The sequence below is a fragment of the Thiorhodococcus fuscus genome, assembly GCF_042682685.1.
In the GTDB taxonomy this organism is placed as follows: Bacteria; Pseudomonadota; Gammaproteobacteria; order Chromatiales; family Chromatiaceae; genus Imhoffiella; species Imhoffiella fuscus.
Genome location: NZ_JBHUHX010000018.1, coordinates 25,912 through 40,532, shown reverse-complemented (window position 1 = coordinate 40,532; position 14,621 = coordinate 25,912). Strand labels below are relative to the sequence as shown.

Genomic DNA, 14,621 nt, shown 5'->3' with positions numbered 1-14,621 from the left:
TACATGGGGCGCGTACCCGGCCGGTTCCAGTGCGATCTTGAGATCAGTGTGCGTGAGTGTGGCGATCGCCCTGCGCCTTGCCCGCGCATCGGCTGGGGGCGGTGCAGATCAGGCCGGTGTCTTCGATCTTGGAGCTTCATGGCGCGAGCTGCCGTCATTCGGTGATGACGGGTGGCGCTTTGTCGTCTTCGAATAGAGTTGGTAGCCGCTGCCGCCGTCCCGTTTGGCCGAATACATCGACCAGTCCGCGTGCTGACGCAGCATCTTCGCGCTCTGCGCGTCCTCCGGGTAGAGCGCGATCCCGATGCTGGCCCCGATGGTGACTTCCTGTTCTCCGATCTGGAAGGGGGCCGTCAGGGCCGTCACCAGCTTTTCGGCGACCTGGATCGCGCCCGTCGTGTCATGCAGCCGTTCCAACAGCACCACGAACTCGTCCCCGCCGATACGGGCGGCCGTGTCGCAGGCCCTGATCGCGTCCCGGATGCGGCGTGCGACCTCCCTCAACACCGCGTCTCCGGCGGCATGGCCGTGCAGATCGTTGATCGGCTTGAAACGGTCCAGATCGATCAGCAGCAGACCCACGCTCTGGCTGTCGCGCTGTGCGGCAGCCAGCGCATGCTCGGTTCGGTCGTCCAGGAGCAGTCGGTTGGCGAGGCCGGTCAGGGGATCCGAATGGGCCGCCTGGCGCAGCTGGCATTCGCTGTCACGCAGTCGCCGGTTGGCCTGGGCCAGCGCTTGAGTGCGCTCGGCAATGCGGTCCTCCAGGGTGCCTGCGGCCTGATCCAGGGTGTCGACCATCGCCTGACGCGCGACCAGAGCTTCCATCTGCGCCTCCTCGCGCGCACGTCGCTCGCTATGGATGCGGTCGGCGAGGGCGAAGGACAGCAGCAGCATCTCCAGCGCCGACCCGATCTGGAGCATGTTGGCGGTGAAGGCGTTGGTCGGGACCCAACCGAAATTGCGCATGGCGGCAAGCCCGGCTCCGACCAACAGGGCGGCCCAGGCCATGAGGAAGAAACGTGCGCCGCCGTGCCCTCGGCGCAGTCCGATGACTCCGGCCGCGATGCCGAGTAGACAGGCCGGCAGACTGTTGATGGACAGGATCTTCGCGGCCAAGGCGGTTGGCGCATCGTTGGTGAATAGGTCGTGGAAAAGGATGTAGAGCAGATTGAACGCGAATAGGGACAGGACGACAAGCAGCAGCCGATCCAGGCGCGGCATGATGCGTTTGGTGTCGAGAAAGCGGCGCGCGAACCAGAGTCCAAAGAGTCCGGCGGCCGAGAAACCGAAATCGGATGCGGCGCTGTTCCAGTGCGGCCAACCGCTCCACAGGTACTGGCTGCCGAGGCCGGTGAGTGCGAGCTGACCACAGGCCATGCTGGCGACGAAGCATACATAGAGTAGATAGGTGCTCTCGCGCAGTGAGAGATAGAGCAGCATGTTGTAGAGCAGCAGCGCGGCGAGCGCGCCGAAATAGAGCGCCATGGCGGCGTAGCTGGAGGCCGTCTCGGCGGTGAAGGCCATGGGCTGCCAGAGATGAAGCGGGATCGTCAGGCTGCCCGAGGAGCGGACTTCGAGATAGAAGTCGATGGGTTTCGCGCCGACCTCGACCGGCAGGACGAAGAAGCGGTGTGCGATCGGGCGTTGCTCGAAGGGATAGGCGTATCCCGTGATCGTCGGCGGCCCTTCGGGACCGTAGAGTCGGATGTGGTCGAGCGAGAAATAGGCGATTTCGAGCCACCATTGCGCTGGCGTGCTGGACGGGGACGCAAGTCTGAAGCGCAGCCAGTAGGTCGAATCCGAATAGCCGAAGTTGATTTCGCTGGCCCCGGGGGCCGGGCGGAAAGCTGCCGCATGGGTGGCGTCTTGGACCTCTTCGAAGGTCAGGCGTCCGCTCGGATCCTCCAGATACTCGACGTGGGTTGCCAGATCGTAGCGGTCCTGGCGCGGATCGAGCAGCAGAGTGGATTCGGATGACCAGGCGCGCGCGCACGTCAGGTTCATCAAGAGCCAGAGAAGCAGGAGTATTTGGAGATTCAAGTCGGTGTGTGCGTGAGGTGGAGCAGGGGACCGGTTTCGGCTGTTCGGCGCCGAGCGATCTGGTATGACGAATTTCAGTGGAACGTCTCTGTGTGAATCGTCGAGCGACATCGATGTGGCGTCGACCTGTAATCTGGACCCGATCGGGTGAAATACGAGTCGGACGGGGCACGCTGTTTATAGCCCCTCTTGGCTGTCGGCGTCACCCTTTATGCGCCGCACGCTGCCCGATTCAGACCGGCTGTCGTTTCAGTGGCGACGCAGGCGGTGCCTGTGATAAAGCGTGACGTGTTTTACAGGTTGGAGCTTGATTGCTGCTTAAAATCATCCACATCAGGATTGACTGAATCCATCCAAATCCTTCCGTCTGCGTCGATGCCTCAGGAGTCCTGCCGTATGAATTTCAGGTCGATCCGTTTCAAAATCGCACTTTGGTCCGGGCTTTCGTTGGCCGTGTTAAGCGCGGTACTGACGCTCAGTTCGGTCTGGTCCCTGAATCAGCAGGTCGAGCGAGAGCGCCGACTCGCCCTCTCCAATGCCAAGGAACTGTTGTTGAGCAGCGCTCAGGAGAAGGCCAAGGCGGTTGAGGAGGGGATTCGCCCGGCGTTTCAGACCGCGCGGGTTCTTGCTCAGACCCTGGCAACCCTGGTGGGCCAGCAAGGCGGCGAGCTCAATGTGAGGGCGGCGTCGATCGATCGCGAGGCTGTCAACCGCATCCTCCAATCCATTCTGCGCGAGCATCCCGGTTTCCTCGGACTGTATACCGCCTGGGAGCCCAATGCCTTCGACGGACGCGACGCCGAATTCGTCGGCCAGCCCGGCACCGATGCCAGCGGTCGGTTCATACCCTATTGGAGTCGTGCCGCAGATGGGGCGCTCGCGCTTGAGCCGCTGGTGGACTACGAAACTCCAGGCGCCGGGGACTACTACCTGCTTCCTAAAAAGACCGGAACGGAGCAGTTGATCAATCCCTACAGCTATCCGGTACAGGGAAAGGAGATGCTGATTACGTCACTGGTTGAGCCGATCCTGATCGACGGGCGGTTTCAGGGTATCGCCGGCGTCGATCTGGCCCTTGGACATCTGCAGCAGATGATCGATGCCGCCGTCAGCAATTTTCGCGATGGCGTTGGCGGGCTTGCCATCATCGCGAACGATGGCACCATCGTTGCCGCCAGTGGTCGGCCGCAGCTCATCGGCAAGCCGATCTCCGCGTTGCATGAGGATTGGGAAGAGGACCTGAAGGATATTCAGGACGCGAAGCCGGTCGTCGAAGAGGACGAGGGCAACCTCATGGCGGTGGTGCCAATCCGCTTCAGCGACGCTACCCAGGTTTGGGGACTCCAGCTCACGCTGCCGCTGAGCTGGCTCGAAGCTCAGGTGGACGGGGCGGCCGCTCAGGGGCGGCAGGCCATTGCGTTCATGATCGGGGTGGCCGTCCTCGTTCTCGTCCTGGGCATGGGGCTTATGCTCGCCGTTGCAACCTTCATCGTGCGTCCGATTCGCCAGCTCAGCCTGGCCTTGCACGATATCTCCGAGGGAGAAGGCGATCTCACGCATGATCTCGATGATTCGGGACGGGACGAGATTGCCGATCTGGCGCGTGCCTTCAATGGCTTCCAAGCCAAGTTGAGGGTACTGATTCGTCAACTCGGCGATGGTGGCGGGCAGGTTGCCGCTTCGGCCGATCAGCTCTCCGCCACGAGCAACCGTGGCGCGGGGATCGTCAGCCAACAGCAGTTGGAGACGGATCAGGTGGCGACGGCCATGAACGAGATGACCGCGACCGTCGCCGAGGTTGCGCGCCATGCCGCCCAGGCGGCCGAGGCCACCCGTCAGGCCGATCAGCAGGCCGATTCGGGTCGTGCTGCGGTCGGCCGCGCGGTGGAGACGATGCAGATGCTCTCTCAGCAGGTGCAGTCGGCGACCGACGCTATCGCGCGCGTGTCCTCCGATGCGGGCCAGATCACATCCATTCTCGACGTGATCGGTGGCATCGCCGACCAGACCAACCTTCTGGCGCTCAATGCGGCGATCGAGGCCGCGCGCGCTGGCGAGCAGGGACGGGGATTCGCCGTCGTCGCTGACGAGGTCCGCACATTGGCGCAGCGCACGCAGAACTCGACGCGCGAGATCCAGGAGATGATCGATCGGCTCCAGACCGGAACTCGGGGCGCGGTCGAGGTGATGGACGCCGGACGGGACAAGGCTCAGGGTGGCCTGAATGCCGTGGCCGAGGCTGCGGACGCGATCGAAACCATGGCCAGTTCGGTTGCCGCAATCAAGGACATGAACATCCAGATCGCCAGCGCCGCCGAGGAGCAGACCGCCGTTGCCGGAGAGATCGATCGCAACCTGGCCAACATCGCGCAGCTCGTCGATCAGGTTTCTGCCGATACCTCGGAGATCAGCGGTGCGGCCGAGATGCTCAAGCAACTCGCGAGCGATCAGAATGCCCGTGTCGGGCGCTTCAAGGTCTGACCGAGGCGCTTGCTCATCAGGTCGTGGCTTGCTTCTGCTCCGAGCCGACTTCGCCCTTGATTCACGCCGACCGAGAGGTTTGCCACGACCATGTCGCAACCCATCAGCAAAGACACCCGCCTGTGCATCTCTCTGGCGGGGCGGCCGAGTAACATCGGAACCCGTTTCCACAACGTCCTCTACGAGGAATTGGGTCTCGACTTCGTCTACAAGGCCTGTACCACCAGCGATCTGGCGGCGGCTATTGCCGGTATCCGAGGGCTCGGCATCCGTGGCTGTGGGGTCTCGATGCCTTACAAGGAGGCCTGCATCCCCTATCTGGATGTGTTGGATGCATCGGCCGAGGCGCTGCATTCAGTCAACACCATCGTCAATGACGGTGGCTGTCTGCGTGCTTACAACACCGATTACATCGCCGTCTCAACGCTGTTGGATCGGCACGGGGTGTCTCGCGATCTCTCGTTTGTCTTGCGCGGTAGCGGCGGGATGGCCAAGGCCGTGGCTGGCGCCTTGCACGACGCCGGCTTTCGTTCGGGCATCATCCTCGCCCGCAATGAGGTCACAGGTCGACAACTGGCGGAGATCTACGGATACGAGTGGCGGGCGCAGCTCGGTGAGATCCGGCCCGGCTTGTTGATCAATGTCACCCCCATCGGCATGGCCGGTGGTCCGGATGCGGAGACGCTTGCCTTCGATCCCGAGATCATCGACGGCGCGGAGACGGTCTTCGATGTGGTTGCCCTGCCGCCCGAGACGCCGCTGATCCGCTCCGCAAGGGAGCGGGCCAAGCAGGTCATCACGGGTGCCGAGGTGATCGCCCTGCAGGCCGCCGAGCAGTTCGCGCTCTATACCGGCGTTCGGCCGACCGAGGATCAGATCCGTCGGGCCTCGGAGTACGCGCGCGGTCCGTAGCGTCCTGGACTGGCGCGCCTGAACTCGCAGGCAGGTCCAGGGACGGCGTCCAGCATCAATGCGAAGACGCCTTCCCGTTTCTGGTGTCCGCTGGGGTGTTCGGTGCTTCGAGCGAAGGGTTGTGCCAGCTTCCGTGCGCCCGGATCAGCTCATCCGCCGCAGCCGGTCCCCAGGTGCCGGGTTCGTAGGGCTGGACCTTGGGGTGCATCTCCAGAACGGGATCGACCACGCGCCAAGCGGCTTCGACCGCATCCTCGCGCGTGAAGAGCGCGCCATTGCCGGCCATGGCGTCGCTGAGCAGGCGTTCGTAGGGCATCTCGGCTCCGGCCTGCTCCTCGGACAGATAGAGCTCGCGCTGGTCGCCGACGAACTCCTTGCCCGCGCGCTTGACGCGCGCCGCCAGCGCGACGGCGGAGTTGGGGGAGAGTCGGAAGCGCAGATAGTTGGCTCGGCCGGCTTCCGGCGCCGAGTCGTCGAAGAGGCGTTGCGGTGGCGGCTTCAGCTCGACCAGGATTTCGGCTGCCGTGGTTGACAGGCATTTTCCGGCGCGCAGGTACCAGGGGACGCCCGCCCAGCGCCAGGAGTCGATGAACAGCCGCAGGGCGCAGAAGGTCTCGATATCCGAGTCGTGCGCCACGCAGGGTTCGTCCAGATAGCCGCGATATTGGCCGCGCACCATGTCGTTTGGATGCAGCGGGCGCATGGCCTGAAAAACCTTGGCCTTTTCGTTGTGGACGGCGCCGTACCCCTGATAGGCCGGCGGCTCCATCGCCAGCAGCGCGACGATCTGGAACAGATGATTTTGGATGACGTCGCGCAGGCAGCCGGCGCTTTCGTAAAAGGCGCCGCGACCCTTCACGCCGAAATCCTCCGACAGTGTGATCTGCACGCTGGCAATGCTGTTACGATTCCAGATCGGTTCGAGGAAGGCATTGGCAAAACGGAAATAGAGGATGTTCATGATCGCCTCTTTCCCGAGATAGTGGTCGATGCGAAAGATCGCGTTCTCCGGGAACGCTGACAGGGCGATGCGGTTGAGTTCGCGCGCCGACGCCAGGTCGCGCCCGAACGGCTTCTCGACGATGAGCCGCGCCTGGCCGGCCAGTCCCGTTTCGCCCAATCCCTTGATGACCGTGCCGAAGAGCGCTGGCGGAATGGCCAGGTAATAGGCCGGATGCCGTGTCTCGCCGAGCGCCTGCTTGAGCTTCAGGAAGGTCTCCGGGTCATGGTAATCGCCGTCCACATAGCGCAGCAGCGACAGCAGCCTGTCGAGGGCGGCGCGATCATCGGTCTTGCCGGCTTGCTCGATGCCATCCCTCGCATGCTCGCGCAGTTGATCGAGGCTCCACCCAGAGGCGGCGACGCCGAGGACCGGTACGGTGAGGACGCCCCGGCTGGCCATGGCGTGAAGCGCCGGGAAAATCATCTTGTGCGCCAGGTCTCCGGTCGCCCCGAAGACAACCAGCGCACCTGCATGTGTCGAGCGGTCATTGATCTCGTCCATTCAAATCTCCTCGTGGATGACGGCGGGAAGAAAGGGGCCGATCTGCGGCGGCTGGCTGATTTGGATGACAAGAGGGTGCGGCAAGTTCGCTTGGATTTATAGGGAGTAGGGACGTCTGGTCTCGATGCGTCATCGATCGCTCTCCTCCCAAACGGCGCCCGCCGTCGCTTGGGAGGAGGGGTGCGGCTCAGGCTCCACCGCGATAGAGCTGGGCTGGCTGCGTCTCGGCGAAGCGTCGAATCGCGTCCTCGATGCAGAGGGTGGGCTCGACCGCCTGCCGCGCATTGGGCGCGGTGCGAATGGGGCGACGTCCTGTGCCCCGCGCGGACGCGTCGATCTGGAGGCTGGAGAAACGTGGCATCCGTTTGGATGCGGCTCGGCGGTTCTGGGAGATGTGCGATTTGAGTTGTTGAGTCGGCATGTGTCTGTGCTCCAGTGGCGTCTTTGGACGTGGCCGGCCGCGTTCGATGGCGACCTTGGGCACAGCCTAACGAGGTGCCACTGACTGAACTCTAGATGGAGGTGTCAGCGAATGCTCAGCTCATCTGGATTGCGCTCTTCGCCTGGGGCGAGTCTAGCGTTCAGTTGGATCGAGGGCGTTGGAGGTCCAAGAATAGCCCTGCTGTCAGGACCGATATCGAGAGGCGCCATGCGCAACTGATGCGATGGCATGGGGCGGGTGAGGTGTGCGGTTACCAGTAGAGGCACTGGTGCGGGATACGAACGCGGCGTCCAGACGCAAAAAGACGCGCTCTGAGGCGCGTCTAATGCTTGGAATTTGGTGCCCAGGGGCGGAATCGAACCACCGACACGCGGATTTTCAGTCATGTGCAATTGACTGGTAAATCAATCTGTTAGATTTGAATTGTTTCAAGGAGTTTGGGTTTTTGGGGTCTTTGTTTTCAATGGCTTGCGAGGCGTTTTAAGGAGGCTTCAGCGGGTTGCCGGAGCCTTCGCCGGGAGCACGTCGTAGACTCGCAGCATGGCCGCCGACCGGTGTCCGCTGGCCGCGAGTTTGTCTCCTTCTGCGTCGCTGACCCCCTTCCTTTTACAGTCGTGGATCGAGAAGCGCTCGCGCCCGAGATCGGCCCACGAGCGCATGCTGCGCTGCCAGGCGGTTTGCACGGTCGTTTCGAGCATGCGTCCGTGGCTCGGGCTGGGAATGAGATAGAGTCCGAGGACGTCGCCATGAAGCGCCAGGGCGGCATCCACGGCGGCCCGAAGTCGCGGAGTCCAGCCCGTCAGGGCGTCCTTGGATCCCTTACGTCGTGCTGCGAAGAGCCCTTCTTCTCGGGCGTCTTCCCGGCGCAGATCGCAGACCTCCGATAGTCTCAGCCGGCACAGGTAGGCGAGTTCCGCCACCGGAACCAGGTAGGGATAGCGCTGGCCGGCATGCTCGAGGAAGGCGGCGTATTCGTTGTCGGTGACGTATCGCTGACGGGGAGCTTCCTTCAGCGTCTTGACCCCTCGTCCTGGATTGCTGGCGATGAAATCGCGCTCGTATCCCCATGCGAAGACTCGGCGTAGATACCGCAGCTCGTGGTTGGCTCTAGAGCGTGATTCCTCCGCGCGTTTGTCGACGTAGGCGCGCACGGTGCCGGGCGTCCAATCGGCGAGTCGCGTATCCGGGAGCGCGACGCCGGCGCGGGTCTTGGCGGCCTTGAGCCGCGTCATGCAGAGTCGGTAATCCCGCTGCGTCGTGGGTTTCAGATCCTCCCAGGCGGGCGAGCGCTCAAAGAGATCCATGAGTGCGCCGAGCGTATCGATCGGCACGGGCCTGGTGGCGGCCTCGTAGGCGTCCCAGATCTCGCGCAGCGTGCATTCGGGTCCGCAGAGCCTGCGGGCCTTCGTCTTGCGGCGCTCGCTGTCGTAGGTATGCAGGATCCAGCGGCCTTTGCCGCTGGCGTCCCAGTAGACATAAGGGGGCAGGGCGTCCGGCTTGATGCCGTTCGGCAGCTTCGCGGTCCTGGATCGGCGGCGGGGCGACATCAGAACTCGATGCGCTGTGTCGGTGGCTGTTCTCCCAGGCCGATCCCGAGCGCGGCATTCACCGCGTCGAGCGTGGTCCAGATGCCGATTCTCCCGCGGAAGTATCTCACTCCGTTCTGTTGGCACCAGCGTTCGATGTCGGCCGGTCGCTGGTAGCCGGTGAAGCGCTGAAGGTCCTCGTGGTTGAATGCCGACGGGTGGTGTGTGTCTACCGTCGCTCGATCCTCGGCTGTTTTAGGTTTCAAAGCACACTCTCCGCTCTCAAATCACGGATCGACCCAATCATCTCCCGCCGTTCACGGGCACCGATTCCCGCATCCCGCCCCACCTGATGGGCGCGGGAATGGACCTGGGCGAGCGCGAGAATGGCTCGGCGTTCTTCGGTTGTCTTGGCTTGGCTCCAGCCCGCTTGATTCGCCCTGACGAGCGTCGCGCGGTCCACCGCAGCCAGGTTGTTCGGATCGAGGCAGTTGTCGGGATCGCCATCGATGAGAACCACGGCATGTCCGGGTGGGATCGGCCCACACGCCTCCTCGTAGACCAGGCGATGGACGAATGCCCAGTTGTTGCGACTGAGTCCCTGGCGGGCGTCGTCACAGACCTTGAGCCTCCAGTAGCCTTCGCTGTTCTGGACGTAGCTGCCGACCGGAACCGTCGTATGTGGCTGCTGACCCGGCTTGAACCGGGTCTCTGCGGAACGGCCGCCAGCCCGGAACGAGCGCCCCTTGTTCCATGAGGTTTCGCCCTGCTTGAAACGGCTGTCCCGCCCGCTCAGGATGCCGTAGCGCTTGCAGGTGCCCGCGATCGCCGATCTGGTCATGTCGAGACCGAAATGCGTGTTGAAGCGCTCCGCGATCTCGCCGATCTCCGCTTCGGCCCGATGCGCTCTCAGCCAATCGAGCATCTCGGGCGTCCAAGGCGAATCGGCCCGCAGCTCGCCCGAAGGGGCCCCTCTGGGGCGCCCGGAGCGGATCCGGTTGCGCTTGATGATCCCCTGCACTTGGGAAGGACTCAGCCCGAGCCCGAAGCGCGCGTTGAAGCGCTCGGTGAGCTTTTGGATCCGCCACTTCGGGTAGAAGAGGCGGATCCAGTCGATCTGCTCGGCGCTCATATCGAATCGCGGCATCAGTCCCTGCCCTCGCGCGTCATCTGATCGAGCCCCAGCAGCGCCGGCGCTGCTGGGTTCTTCGAGAGGGCGCAGTCATAGGCGACGCGCTGAGCGTCGATCGCTAGCCGGCCGGAGGCGAGGATCTGACCGGCGACCGAGGTCATGGCGCCGGCGCGGGCGATCTCGTCCTTGAGGCGTTCTTCCTTGAGTCCATCGTCGTTGAGACGCTCAAGCTGGGCGAAGAGGTGATTCGTCAGGTCTTGGAGTTTGTTCTTCATGCCGCCGCCCTCTGCGTCTGCTCATCGACATCGATGAGCTTGAAGAGCGTCTCCAGCCGTTTCAGCAGCAAGCGCATCTGTAGCGCCAGGAGTGCGAAATCCGCCTCCAACTGCGAGGCCGGGTCGTCTCCCAGCTCCGCATCGTCGCGGATGGCCTCGTTCACACGCAGGCGCTTGATGACCAGATCCTCGGTCAGGGTGAAGCTCAGCCGATCGTCCCAGAAGAGATCCAGGACCGATGCCTTCTTGCCAGCGCCGATGTGGCTCAGCACCTCGTCGCTTGATAGGTCCAATCCGGAAAGGCGAACCACCTCGTCGTCATCGCGCAGCTCGCAGCCGCGCCCGAGGTAGAAGTCGGACGGGGGCGCCTGGGCGATCCAGCCCGTCATCACGGCCGCCGGATCCACGCCCGGGAAGGGCGGTCGGGCCGGCAGCGATCCGAGCGTCTCGCGCAGCAGGGTGGCCACGTCCTCGGCCTGGCTCGTGCTGCCCGAGTCGACGATCAGCCAATCCGACTGGCGATCGATGTAGGCCCGGATCCGACGTGTTTGCTGGAAGGACTTCGGCAGCATGTCGGTCATCAGCTGCTCGCGGAGCCGTTTGCGCTCGGCGCGGCCGACCTGGCGTCCTTCCTGGTCCTGGATGCCGCGCACGCGCTCGTTGAGTGCGTTCATGATCGCCGCCGCCGGCAGCACCCGCTGATGGAGCGTTGCGCAGATCAAGATGCAGCCGGCGATCTCATGCGCGAACCAGGCGTCCTTCTCTTCGTCGAGCGGATCAGACCAGCCGAGATGGCTCATTTCGACCGGGCCGCAAGGCCGTGCCCGTTGGCTCCGAAGTCGTTCGTCAAGCTCGACCGTGCCGAGAGGGAAGGGCGCGTCGAGGCGAAAGAGGTAAGCGTTCTTGAACATTGGAATTCCTCTGTTGCAAGCGGTTATGCCGTGCGCTCGGCGGCAGCGAGCTGTTTCTTGCGGTTGTCAACCGTCGCCTCCAGCGCGTATCGCTGCGACCGGGTGATGACGACCTCGCGGCTGAGATCCAGCCATTCGTCGATGGTGTCTTGGTCGGGGGCTGTTTCGATCCCACGCCGGATCTTCTCGAAATCGCTGAGCGGCTGTTCCGTGGGCGGATCGGTGACCAGGCTGGAGACCGTTCCCGTATCCGCGCCGGGCGGCTCGCGCTCTTCGTCCTGCTCCTCGCCCCGCTGCGGATCCGGTCGCGCCATCGCCGCACGCTCCATCTGCTCGATCACCTCCAGATCGGCGCCACGCTTCTTGCGCCAGGTCCCGTCCTCCACACAGGTCTTGCCCGCCGAGTGCGCGGCCTCGATCCAAGGGCAGCCGCGCACGTCGACCAGCTCGCCGGTCTCGGGGTCGGGTTTTGGCCATTGGGTTGCCTCCCGCGTCTGTCCGGTCTGCGGCTCGTTCGAAGCGGTCTCGACACCGGCGGCCAGACGCGCGTTCAGGTCCAGGACTTGCCCGGCCGACTGGGTGATGTTGACCTCGTGGCGCTCCTCCTCCTGCTCGGTCGCCATGGCATCGGCCATCTCGATCGACATCGGCAGGTACTTGAACAGCCGGCGCACGACCGTCTTGCGCGCCATTTCCTCCCAGTCCGTCACCCAGGGCCCATCGCCCGAGGCGCGTGAGCGCTTGCGGACGGCCTCGACCTCGGCGCGGGTCATCACCTCGTACTGAACGCCGCCGTCGCGCAGCTTGGCGACGGCATAGACATGGGTCACCGGACCGGGCGCGGCCTCGGTGCTGGGGACGTGGCGCAGCTTTTCTTCCAGGCCGTACTCCAACTCGAAGGTGTCCTTGGCGTAGACCACGCGGGCCGTGATGCTCTGAATCTCGCCCGAGCGTCGCGCCAGTGCGAGCATGCCGCGATACCCGATGATCAGCGACGCCTCGGTCTTGTAGGGCACCAGGTAGGCGTGCCCCATGGCCGAGCCGACCTCAAGGCCAAGATGGCTGGCCTTGACGATCGCGGACATCAGGCTTTCCGGCGAGCAGTTGAGCAGCTTCTGGTTGGTGCGCAGCTCGCCCAGGGCGACACGGGTCAGGCGCTCGATGGTGAGGTGCTTTGGCAGCGCCGAGGCGATGCTGTCGCGGTTCTTCTCCAGCATCTGGGCAATGGTCGAGAGATTCTGTTTCTGAAGTGCTTGCATGATGGAGTCCTCACAGTGCCCACTTGGGCAATTCGATAGTTCTGATCTCGCGCGCATAGCCGGGCCAGTCGTTGGTCGCTACGCATTCCCGATAGGTCTCCAGCGCTCGTTCGTAGCGGATCCGTCCGACCCGGAGCGCCTGGTCGTCGATCTGGTACAACCCGGCGGCATAGGGAGGTTCAGGCTCGACGGCGATGAAAACGAAGACGCGATCACCCAGACCGACGCGCATCACGGCGTCCTGATACCAGGCTGCCTGCAGGTGGTAGCGGTAATTCCCGCAGGCCTTCGCAAACGCCTGTTCGCTCGCGTCGGCCGCCGTCTTGAGGTCGACGATCACCTCGTGCCCGCTGCACAGCCAGTCTGGGCGTGCTTTGCAGAAGGTGCCGTCCTGGTCCCACAACAGCGTCACTTCGGCCGCACCGTCGGCCAGCAGCGCACGGGCGAACGGCTGCGCCATCACCGACTCGCGCATCGCGCGGGCCTTGGTGTCTTGCTCGGCGGTTGCGATCATGGCGTCCGGGATCGCGGTGACCTCGGCCTCGAAGGCGGCGAACGTCTCCTTGCCGGCCTTGGTGCGCCGATCGACCGCCGGCGCCACGCGCACGCGCTGGCGGTACTCTTCGGGTTCCAGGACGCAGAGATGGGTCAGGGTTCCGAGCGCCTGGGCCGCCGAGGGCGCGTGTGGCGTCTCGATCGAGGTGCGGTAGTGCGCCGGGCTTCGCTCGATCTGCATCAAGCCGTGGGCGGACACGGCGCGGAGCGCGAGGTAGTCCTCGAACGCCACCCCGTGGTGGATGCCGGGTTTGCTCCAGTCAGGGTTCATGCCGACCTCCACGACGCATCGTCGATCGCCAGCAGCCACACCGGACTGACCTTGAGCACCTTGGCCAGCGTCTCCGCCTCTTCGAGACCCATCCGCCGGATTCCCTGCTCGTAATTGCTCATGCGTGCTTTCAAGAGCGCACCCCCGGTGCGTTCGGAGAGCTGGTCGAGGGTAAGCCCCTGCTCGTTGCGCACCTGGCGCAGGCGCTGGCCGATCAGTTTGGTTCTCTCAGGTGATTGCATTAGGAGTCCTCCTATCGATCTGAGTCGCCGGCGATCGGCTCCGCTCGATGTCGACGAGCGTTTGCAGTGCCCCGACGGCAGCGGCGAGTTCAGGATCGTTGCGGTCGGCGTCGAGCCGCTCCTCCAGCGCCATGTTCAGCCGGGCCATGAAGTCGCGCGAGACATCGCTGCTGCGCACGGTCCGGGCGTTCTCGGCGGCCCGCCAGATGGCGCGCAGCAGGTCGTTGCGTGGTGTGGTCATGCCGCCTCCGGGCCGGTCGTGCCGCTGGAATGGCGGCCCCGGTTGGGTCGGTTGCCGCGCTCGATCTGGGAAATGGCCATGGCCGCCGACATCCCTCGTCCCATCAGGCTGGCCGTGCGGCGCGCCGCCTGCTTGGCCTCGCGGGTCGTGAGCCCGTTGCGTTCGAGCGCCCGGCGGGAGGCCTGCACCGCGATGCGAACCAGGCCGAGATCGACCGGGGGCTTGGTGGCTTTCTTCCTGTACATGGATCAGTCCTCCGGGTATTGGCGATCGATGACCCCATCGATCAGGTCGTCCAGCTCGCGGCGCTCGGCGTCGGTCATGCGGTTGCGCAGCGTCTGGACCGTGGCGATGTGGATCGTGCGTCGGTCGCGGTCCTTGAGATCCCCAATCCTCTGGCCTTCCTCGACAAACTCGGGCGATCCGATCGGGGCGTTGCGGTAGCGGGCGACGGAGATGGTCACGCGTCCTCCCGGCCATCTTTCGCAGCCCTGTGTCCGATCTCGGAGCGGCAGACCTGCTCCCAGTGATCCAGCATGCCGAGCAGTCGGCTCAGGTCTTCGTCGCTCAGTTCCTGGATGTCCTTCATCGTCAGCTCTTCGTAGAGCGAGTCGAACAGGTTCTCCGTGCGCCAACTGGCGCTGGTGAGGTATGGCCGTTTGGTGGTCGTTGCGGGTTCTGCGTCGGTGACAGACTGGGACATGGGGGTGGCTCCTGTGGCGGCGGGTTGCGGTTTGCGTGAGGTAAGACTGGCTTACTTTTTAGAGTAAGTCAAGCTTACCTTGACGCGCAGGCAAAAAACCGCTCAATCCTGAGCGCGGAACACCAGG

General features: G+C 64.2%; 16 protein-coding genes and 2 pseudogenes. 2 read left to right on the top strand and 16 right to left on the bottom strand.

All coding sequences use genetic code 11. The features are described from left to right. Window positions 1–108 precede the first annotated feature (108 nt). A pseudogene (locus tag ACFSJC_RS09495) lies at window positions 109–675 on the bottom strand (diguanylate cyclase domain-containing protein); the annotation flags it as partial. Between the two features lie 198 nt (window positions 676–873). Further along, window positions 874–2,004 (bottom strand): annotated as a pseudogene (locus ACFSJC_RS09490) (7TMR-DISM family protein); the annotation flags it as partial. A gap of 432 nt (window positions 2,005–2,436) precedes the next feature. Here ACFSJC_RS09490 and ACFSJC_RS09485 point away from each other — a divergent pair. After that, entirely contained in the window at window positions 2,437–4,521 is a 2,085-nt protein-coding gene (locus ACFSJC_RS09485) for a methyl-accepting chemotaxis protein (RefSeq protein WP_386026039.1), read from the top strand. A 90-nt stretch (window positions 4,522–4,611) separates the two neighbouring features. After that, on the top strand, window positions 4,612–5,433 hold the full coding sequence (locus ACFSJC_RS09480) for a shikimate 5-dehydrogenase (RefSeq protein WP_386026037.1): 822 nt from the start codon (window positions 4,612–4,614) through the stop codon (window positions 5,431–5,433). Between the two features lie 55 nt (window positions 5,434–5,488). Here ACFSJC_RS09480 and zwf read toward each other — a convergent pair whose 3' ends face one another. The 14 genes from zwf to ACFSJC_RS09410 form a co-directional block, all read right to left on the bottom strand. After that, window positions 5,489–6,937: a glucose-6-phosphate dehydrogenase gene (gene zwf, locus ACFSJC_RS09475; protein ID WP_386026035.1), complete on the bottom strand. Its 1,449-nt coding sequence runs from the start codon at window positions 6,935–6,937 to the stop codon at window positions 5,489–5,491. Between the two features lie 187 nt (window positions 6,938–7,124). Beyond that, complete coding sequence (locus ACFSJC_RS09470; RefSeq protein ID WP_386026033.1) at window positions 7,125–7,358, bottom strand: hypothetical protein; 234 nt, start codon at window positions 7,356–7,358, stop codon at window positions 7,125–7,127. A 512-nt stretch (window positions 7,359–7,870) separates the two neighbouring features. After that, complete coding sequence (locus ACFSJC_RS09465; protein ID WP_386026031.1) at window positions 7,871–8,926, bottom strand: site-specific integrase; 1,056 nt, start codon at window positions 8,924–8,926, stop codon at window positions 7,871–7,873. Next, the gene (locus tag ACFSJC_RS09460; RefSeq protein WP_386026029.1) at window positions 8,926–9,171 is read right to left on the bottom strand and encodes a hypothetical protein; all 246 of its coding nucleotides are present in this window, start codon (window positions 9,169–9,171) and stop codon (window positions 8,926–8,928) included. Before ACFSJC_RS09460 ends, ACFSJC_RS09465 begins: the two co-directional genes overlap by 1 nt. Beyond that, window positions 9,168–10,052 carry an HNH endonuclease signature motif containing protein gene (locus ACFSJC_RS09455; RefSeq protein ID WP_386026027.1) on the bottom strand — a complete coding sequence of 295 codons (885 nt, stop codon included), beginning with the start codon at window positions 10,050–10,052 and terminating at the stop codon, window positions 9,168–9,170. The genes ACFSJC_RS09460 and ACFSJC_RS09455 overlap by 4 nt, the downstream gene beginning before the upstream one ends. Beyond that, window positions 10,052–10,312 carry a hypothetical protein gene (locus tag ACFSJC_RS09450; protein ID WP_386026025.1) on the bottom strand — a complete coding sequence of 87 codons (261 nt, stop codon included), beginning with the start codon at window positions 10,310–10,312 and terminating at the stop codon, window positions 10,052–10,054. The genes ACFSJC_RS09455 and ACFSJC_RS09450 overlap by 1 nt, the downstream gene beginning before the upstream one ends. Further along, a complete protein-coding gene (locus ACFSJC_RS09445) occupies window positions 10,309–11,223 on the bottom strand; it encodes a recombination-associated protein RdgC (RefSeq protein ID WP_386026023.1) in 915 nt (304 codons plus the stop codon). Before ACFSJC_RS09445 ends, ACFSJC_RS09450 begins: the two co-directional genes overlap by 4 nt. 23 nt (window positions 11,224–11,246) lie before the next feature. After that, window positions 11,247–12,482 (bottom strand): recombination protein RecT, encoded by a 1,236-nt coding sequence (gene recT / locus ACFSJC_RS09440; RefSeq protein WP_386026021.1) that lies wholly within the window; start codon window positions 12,480–12,482, stop codon window positions 11,247–11,249. Window positions 12,483–12,492: 10 nt separating this feature from the next. After that, complete coding sequence (locus tag ACFSJC_RS09435; protein WP_386026019.1) at window positions 12,493–13,308, bottom strand: PD-(D/E)XK nuclease-like domain-containing protein; 816 nt, start codon at window positions 13,306–13,308, stop codon at window positions 12,493–12,495. After that, complete coding sequence (locus ACFSJC_RS09430; protein ID WP_386026017.1) at window positions 13,305–13,550, bottom strand: helix-turn-helix domain-containing protein; 246 nt, start codon at window positions 13,548–13,550, stop codon at window positions 13,305–13,307. The genes ACFSJC_RS09435 and ACFSJC_RS09430 overlap by 4 nt, the downstream gene beginning before the upstream one ends. Then, window positions 13,537–13,791 (bottom strand): hypothetical protein, encoded by a 255-nt coding sequence (locus ACFSJC_RS09425; protein ID WP_386026015.1) that lies wholly within the window; start codon window positions 13,789–13,791, stop codon window positions 13,537–13,539. Before ACFSJC_RS09425 ends, ACFSJC_RS09430 begins: the two co-directional genes overlap by 14 nt. Further along, the gene (locus tag ACFSJC_RS09420; protein ID WP_386026014.1) at window positions 13,788–14,036 is read right to left on the bottom strand and encodes a hypothetical protein; all 249 of its coding nucleotides are present in this window, start codon (window positions 14,034–14,036) and stop codon (window positions 13,788–13,790) included. The genes ACFSJC_RS09425 and ACFSJC_RS09420 overlap by 4 nt, the downstream gene beginning before the upstream one ends. Before the next feature lie 3 nt (window positions 14,037–14,039). Next, window positions 14,040–14,255: a hypothetical protein gene (locus tag ACFSJC_RS09415; RefSeq protein ID WP_386026012.1), complete on the bottom strand. Its 216-nt coding sequence runs from the start codon at window positions 14,253–14,255 to the stop codon at window positions 14,040–14,042. Further along, the gene (locus ACFSJC_RS09410; protein ID WP_386026010.1) at window positions 14,252–14,494 is read right to left on the bottom strand and encodes a hypothetical protein; all 243 of its coding nucleotides are present in this window, start codon (window positions 14,492–14,494) and stop codon (window positions 14,252–14,254) included. The genes ACFSJC_RS09415 and ACFSJC_RS09410 overlap by 4 nt, the downstream gene beginning before the upstream one ends. Between the last annotated feature and the right edge of the window lie 127 nt (window positions 14,495–14,621).

Excerpts from the sequence above, each read along its gene's own strand:
- ACFSJC_RS09485 (WP_386026039.1), top strand. The coding sequence starts at position 2,437 with ATGAATTTCAGGTCGATCCGTTTCAAAATCGCACTTTGGTCCGGGCTT.
- ACFSJC_RS09480 (WP_386026037.1), top strand. The coding sequence starts at position 4,612 with ATGTCGCAACCCATCAGCAAAGACACCCGCCTGTGCATCTCTCTGGCG.
- zwf (WP_386026035.1), bottom strand. The coding sequence starts at position 6,937 with ATGGACGAGATCAATGACCGCTCGACACATGCAGGTGCGCTGGTTGTC.
- ACFSJC_RS09470 (WP_386026033.1), bottom strand. The coding sequence starts at position 7,358 with ATGCCGACTCAACAACTCAAATCGCACATCTCCCAGAACCGCCGAGCC.
- ACFSJC_RS09465 (WP_386026031.1), bottom strand. The coding sequence starts at position 8,926 with ATGTCGCCCCGCCGCCGATCCAGGACCGCGAAGCTGCCGAACGGCATC.
- ACFSJC_RS09455 (WP_386026027.1), bottom strand. The coding sequence starts at position 10,052 with ATGCCGCGATTCGATATGAGCGCCGAGCAGATCGACTGGATCCGCCTC.
- ACFSJC_RS09450 (WP_386026025.1), bottom strand. The coding sequence starts at position 10,312 with ATGAAGAACAAACTCCAAGACCTGACGAATCACCTCTTCGCCCAGCTT.
- ACFSJC_RS09445 (WP_386026023.1), bottom strand. The coding sequence starts at position 11,223 with ATGTTCAAGAACGCTTACCTCTTTCGCCTCGACGCGCCCTTCCCTCTC.
- recT (WP_386026021.1), bottom strand. The coding sequence starts at position 12,482 with ATGCAAGCACTTCAGAAACAGAATCTCTCGACCATTGCCCAGATGCTG.
- ACFSJC_RS09435 (WP_386026019.1), bottom strand. The coding sequence starts at position 13,308 with ATGAACCCTGACTGGAGCAAACCCGGCATCCACCACGGGGTGGCGTTC.
- ACFSJC_RS09430 (WP_386026017.1), bottom strand. The coding sequence starts at position 13,550 with ATGCAATCACCTGAGAGAACCAAACTGATCGGCCAGCGCCTGCGCCAG.
- ACFSJC_RS09425 (WP_386026015.1), bottom strand. The coding sequence starts at position 13,791 with ATGACCACACCACGCAACGACCTGCTGCGCGCCATCTGGCGGGCCGCC.
- ACFSJC_RS09420 (WP_386026014.1), bottom strand. The coding sequence starts at position 14,036 with ATGTACAGGAAGAAAGCCACCAAGCCCCCGGTCGATCTCGGCCTGGTT.
- ACFSJC_RS09410 (WP_386026010.1), bottom strand. The coding sequence starts at position 14,494 with ATGTCCCAGTCTGTCACCGACGCAGAACCCGCAACGACCACCAAACGG.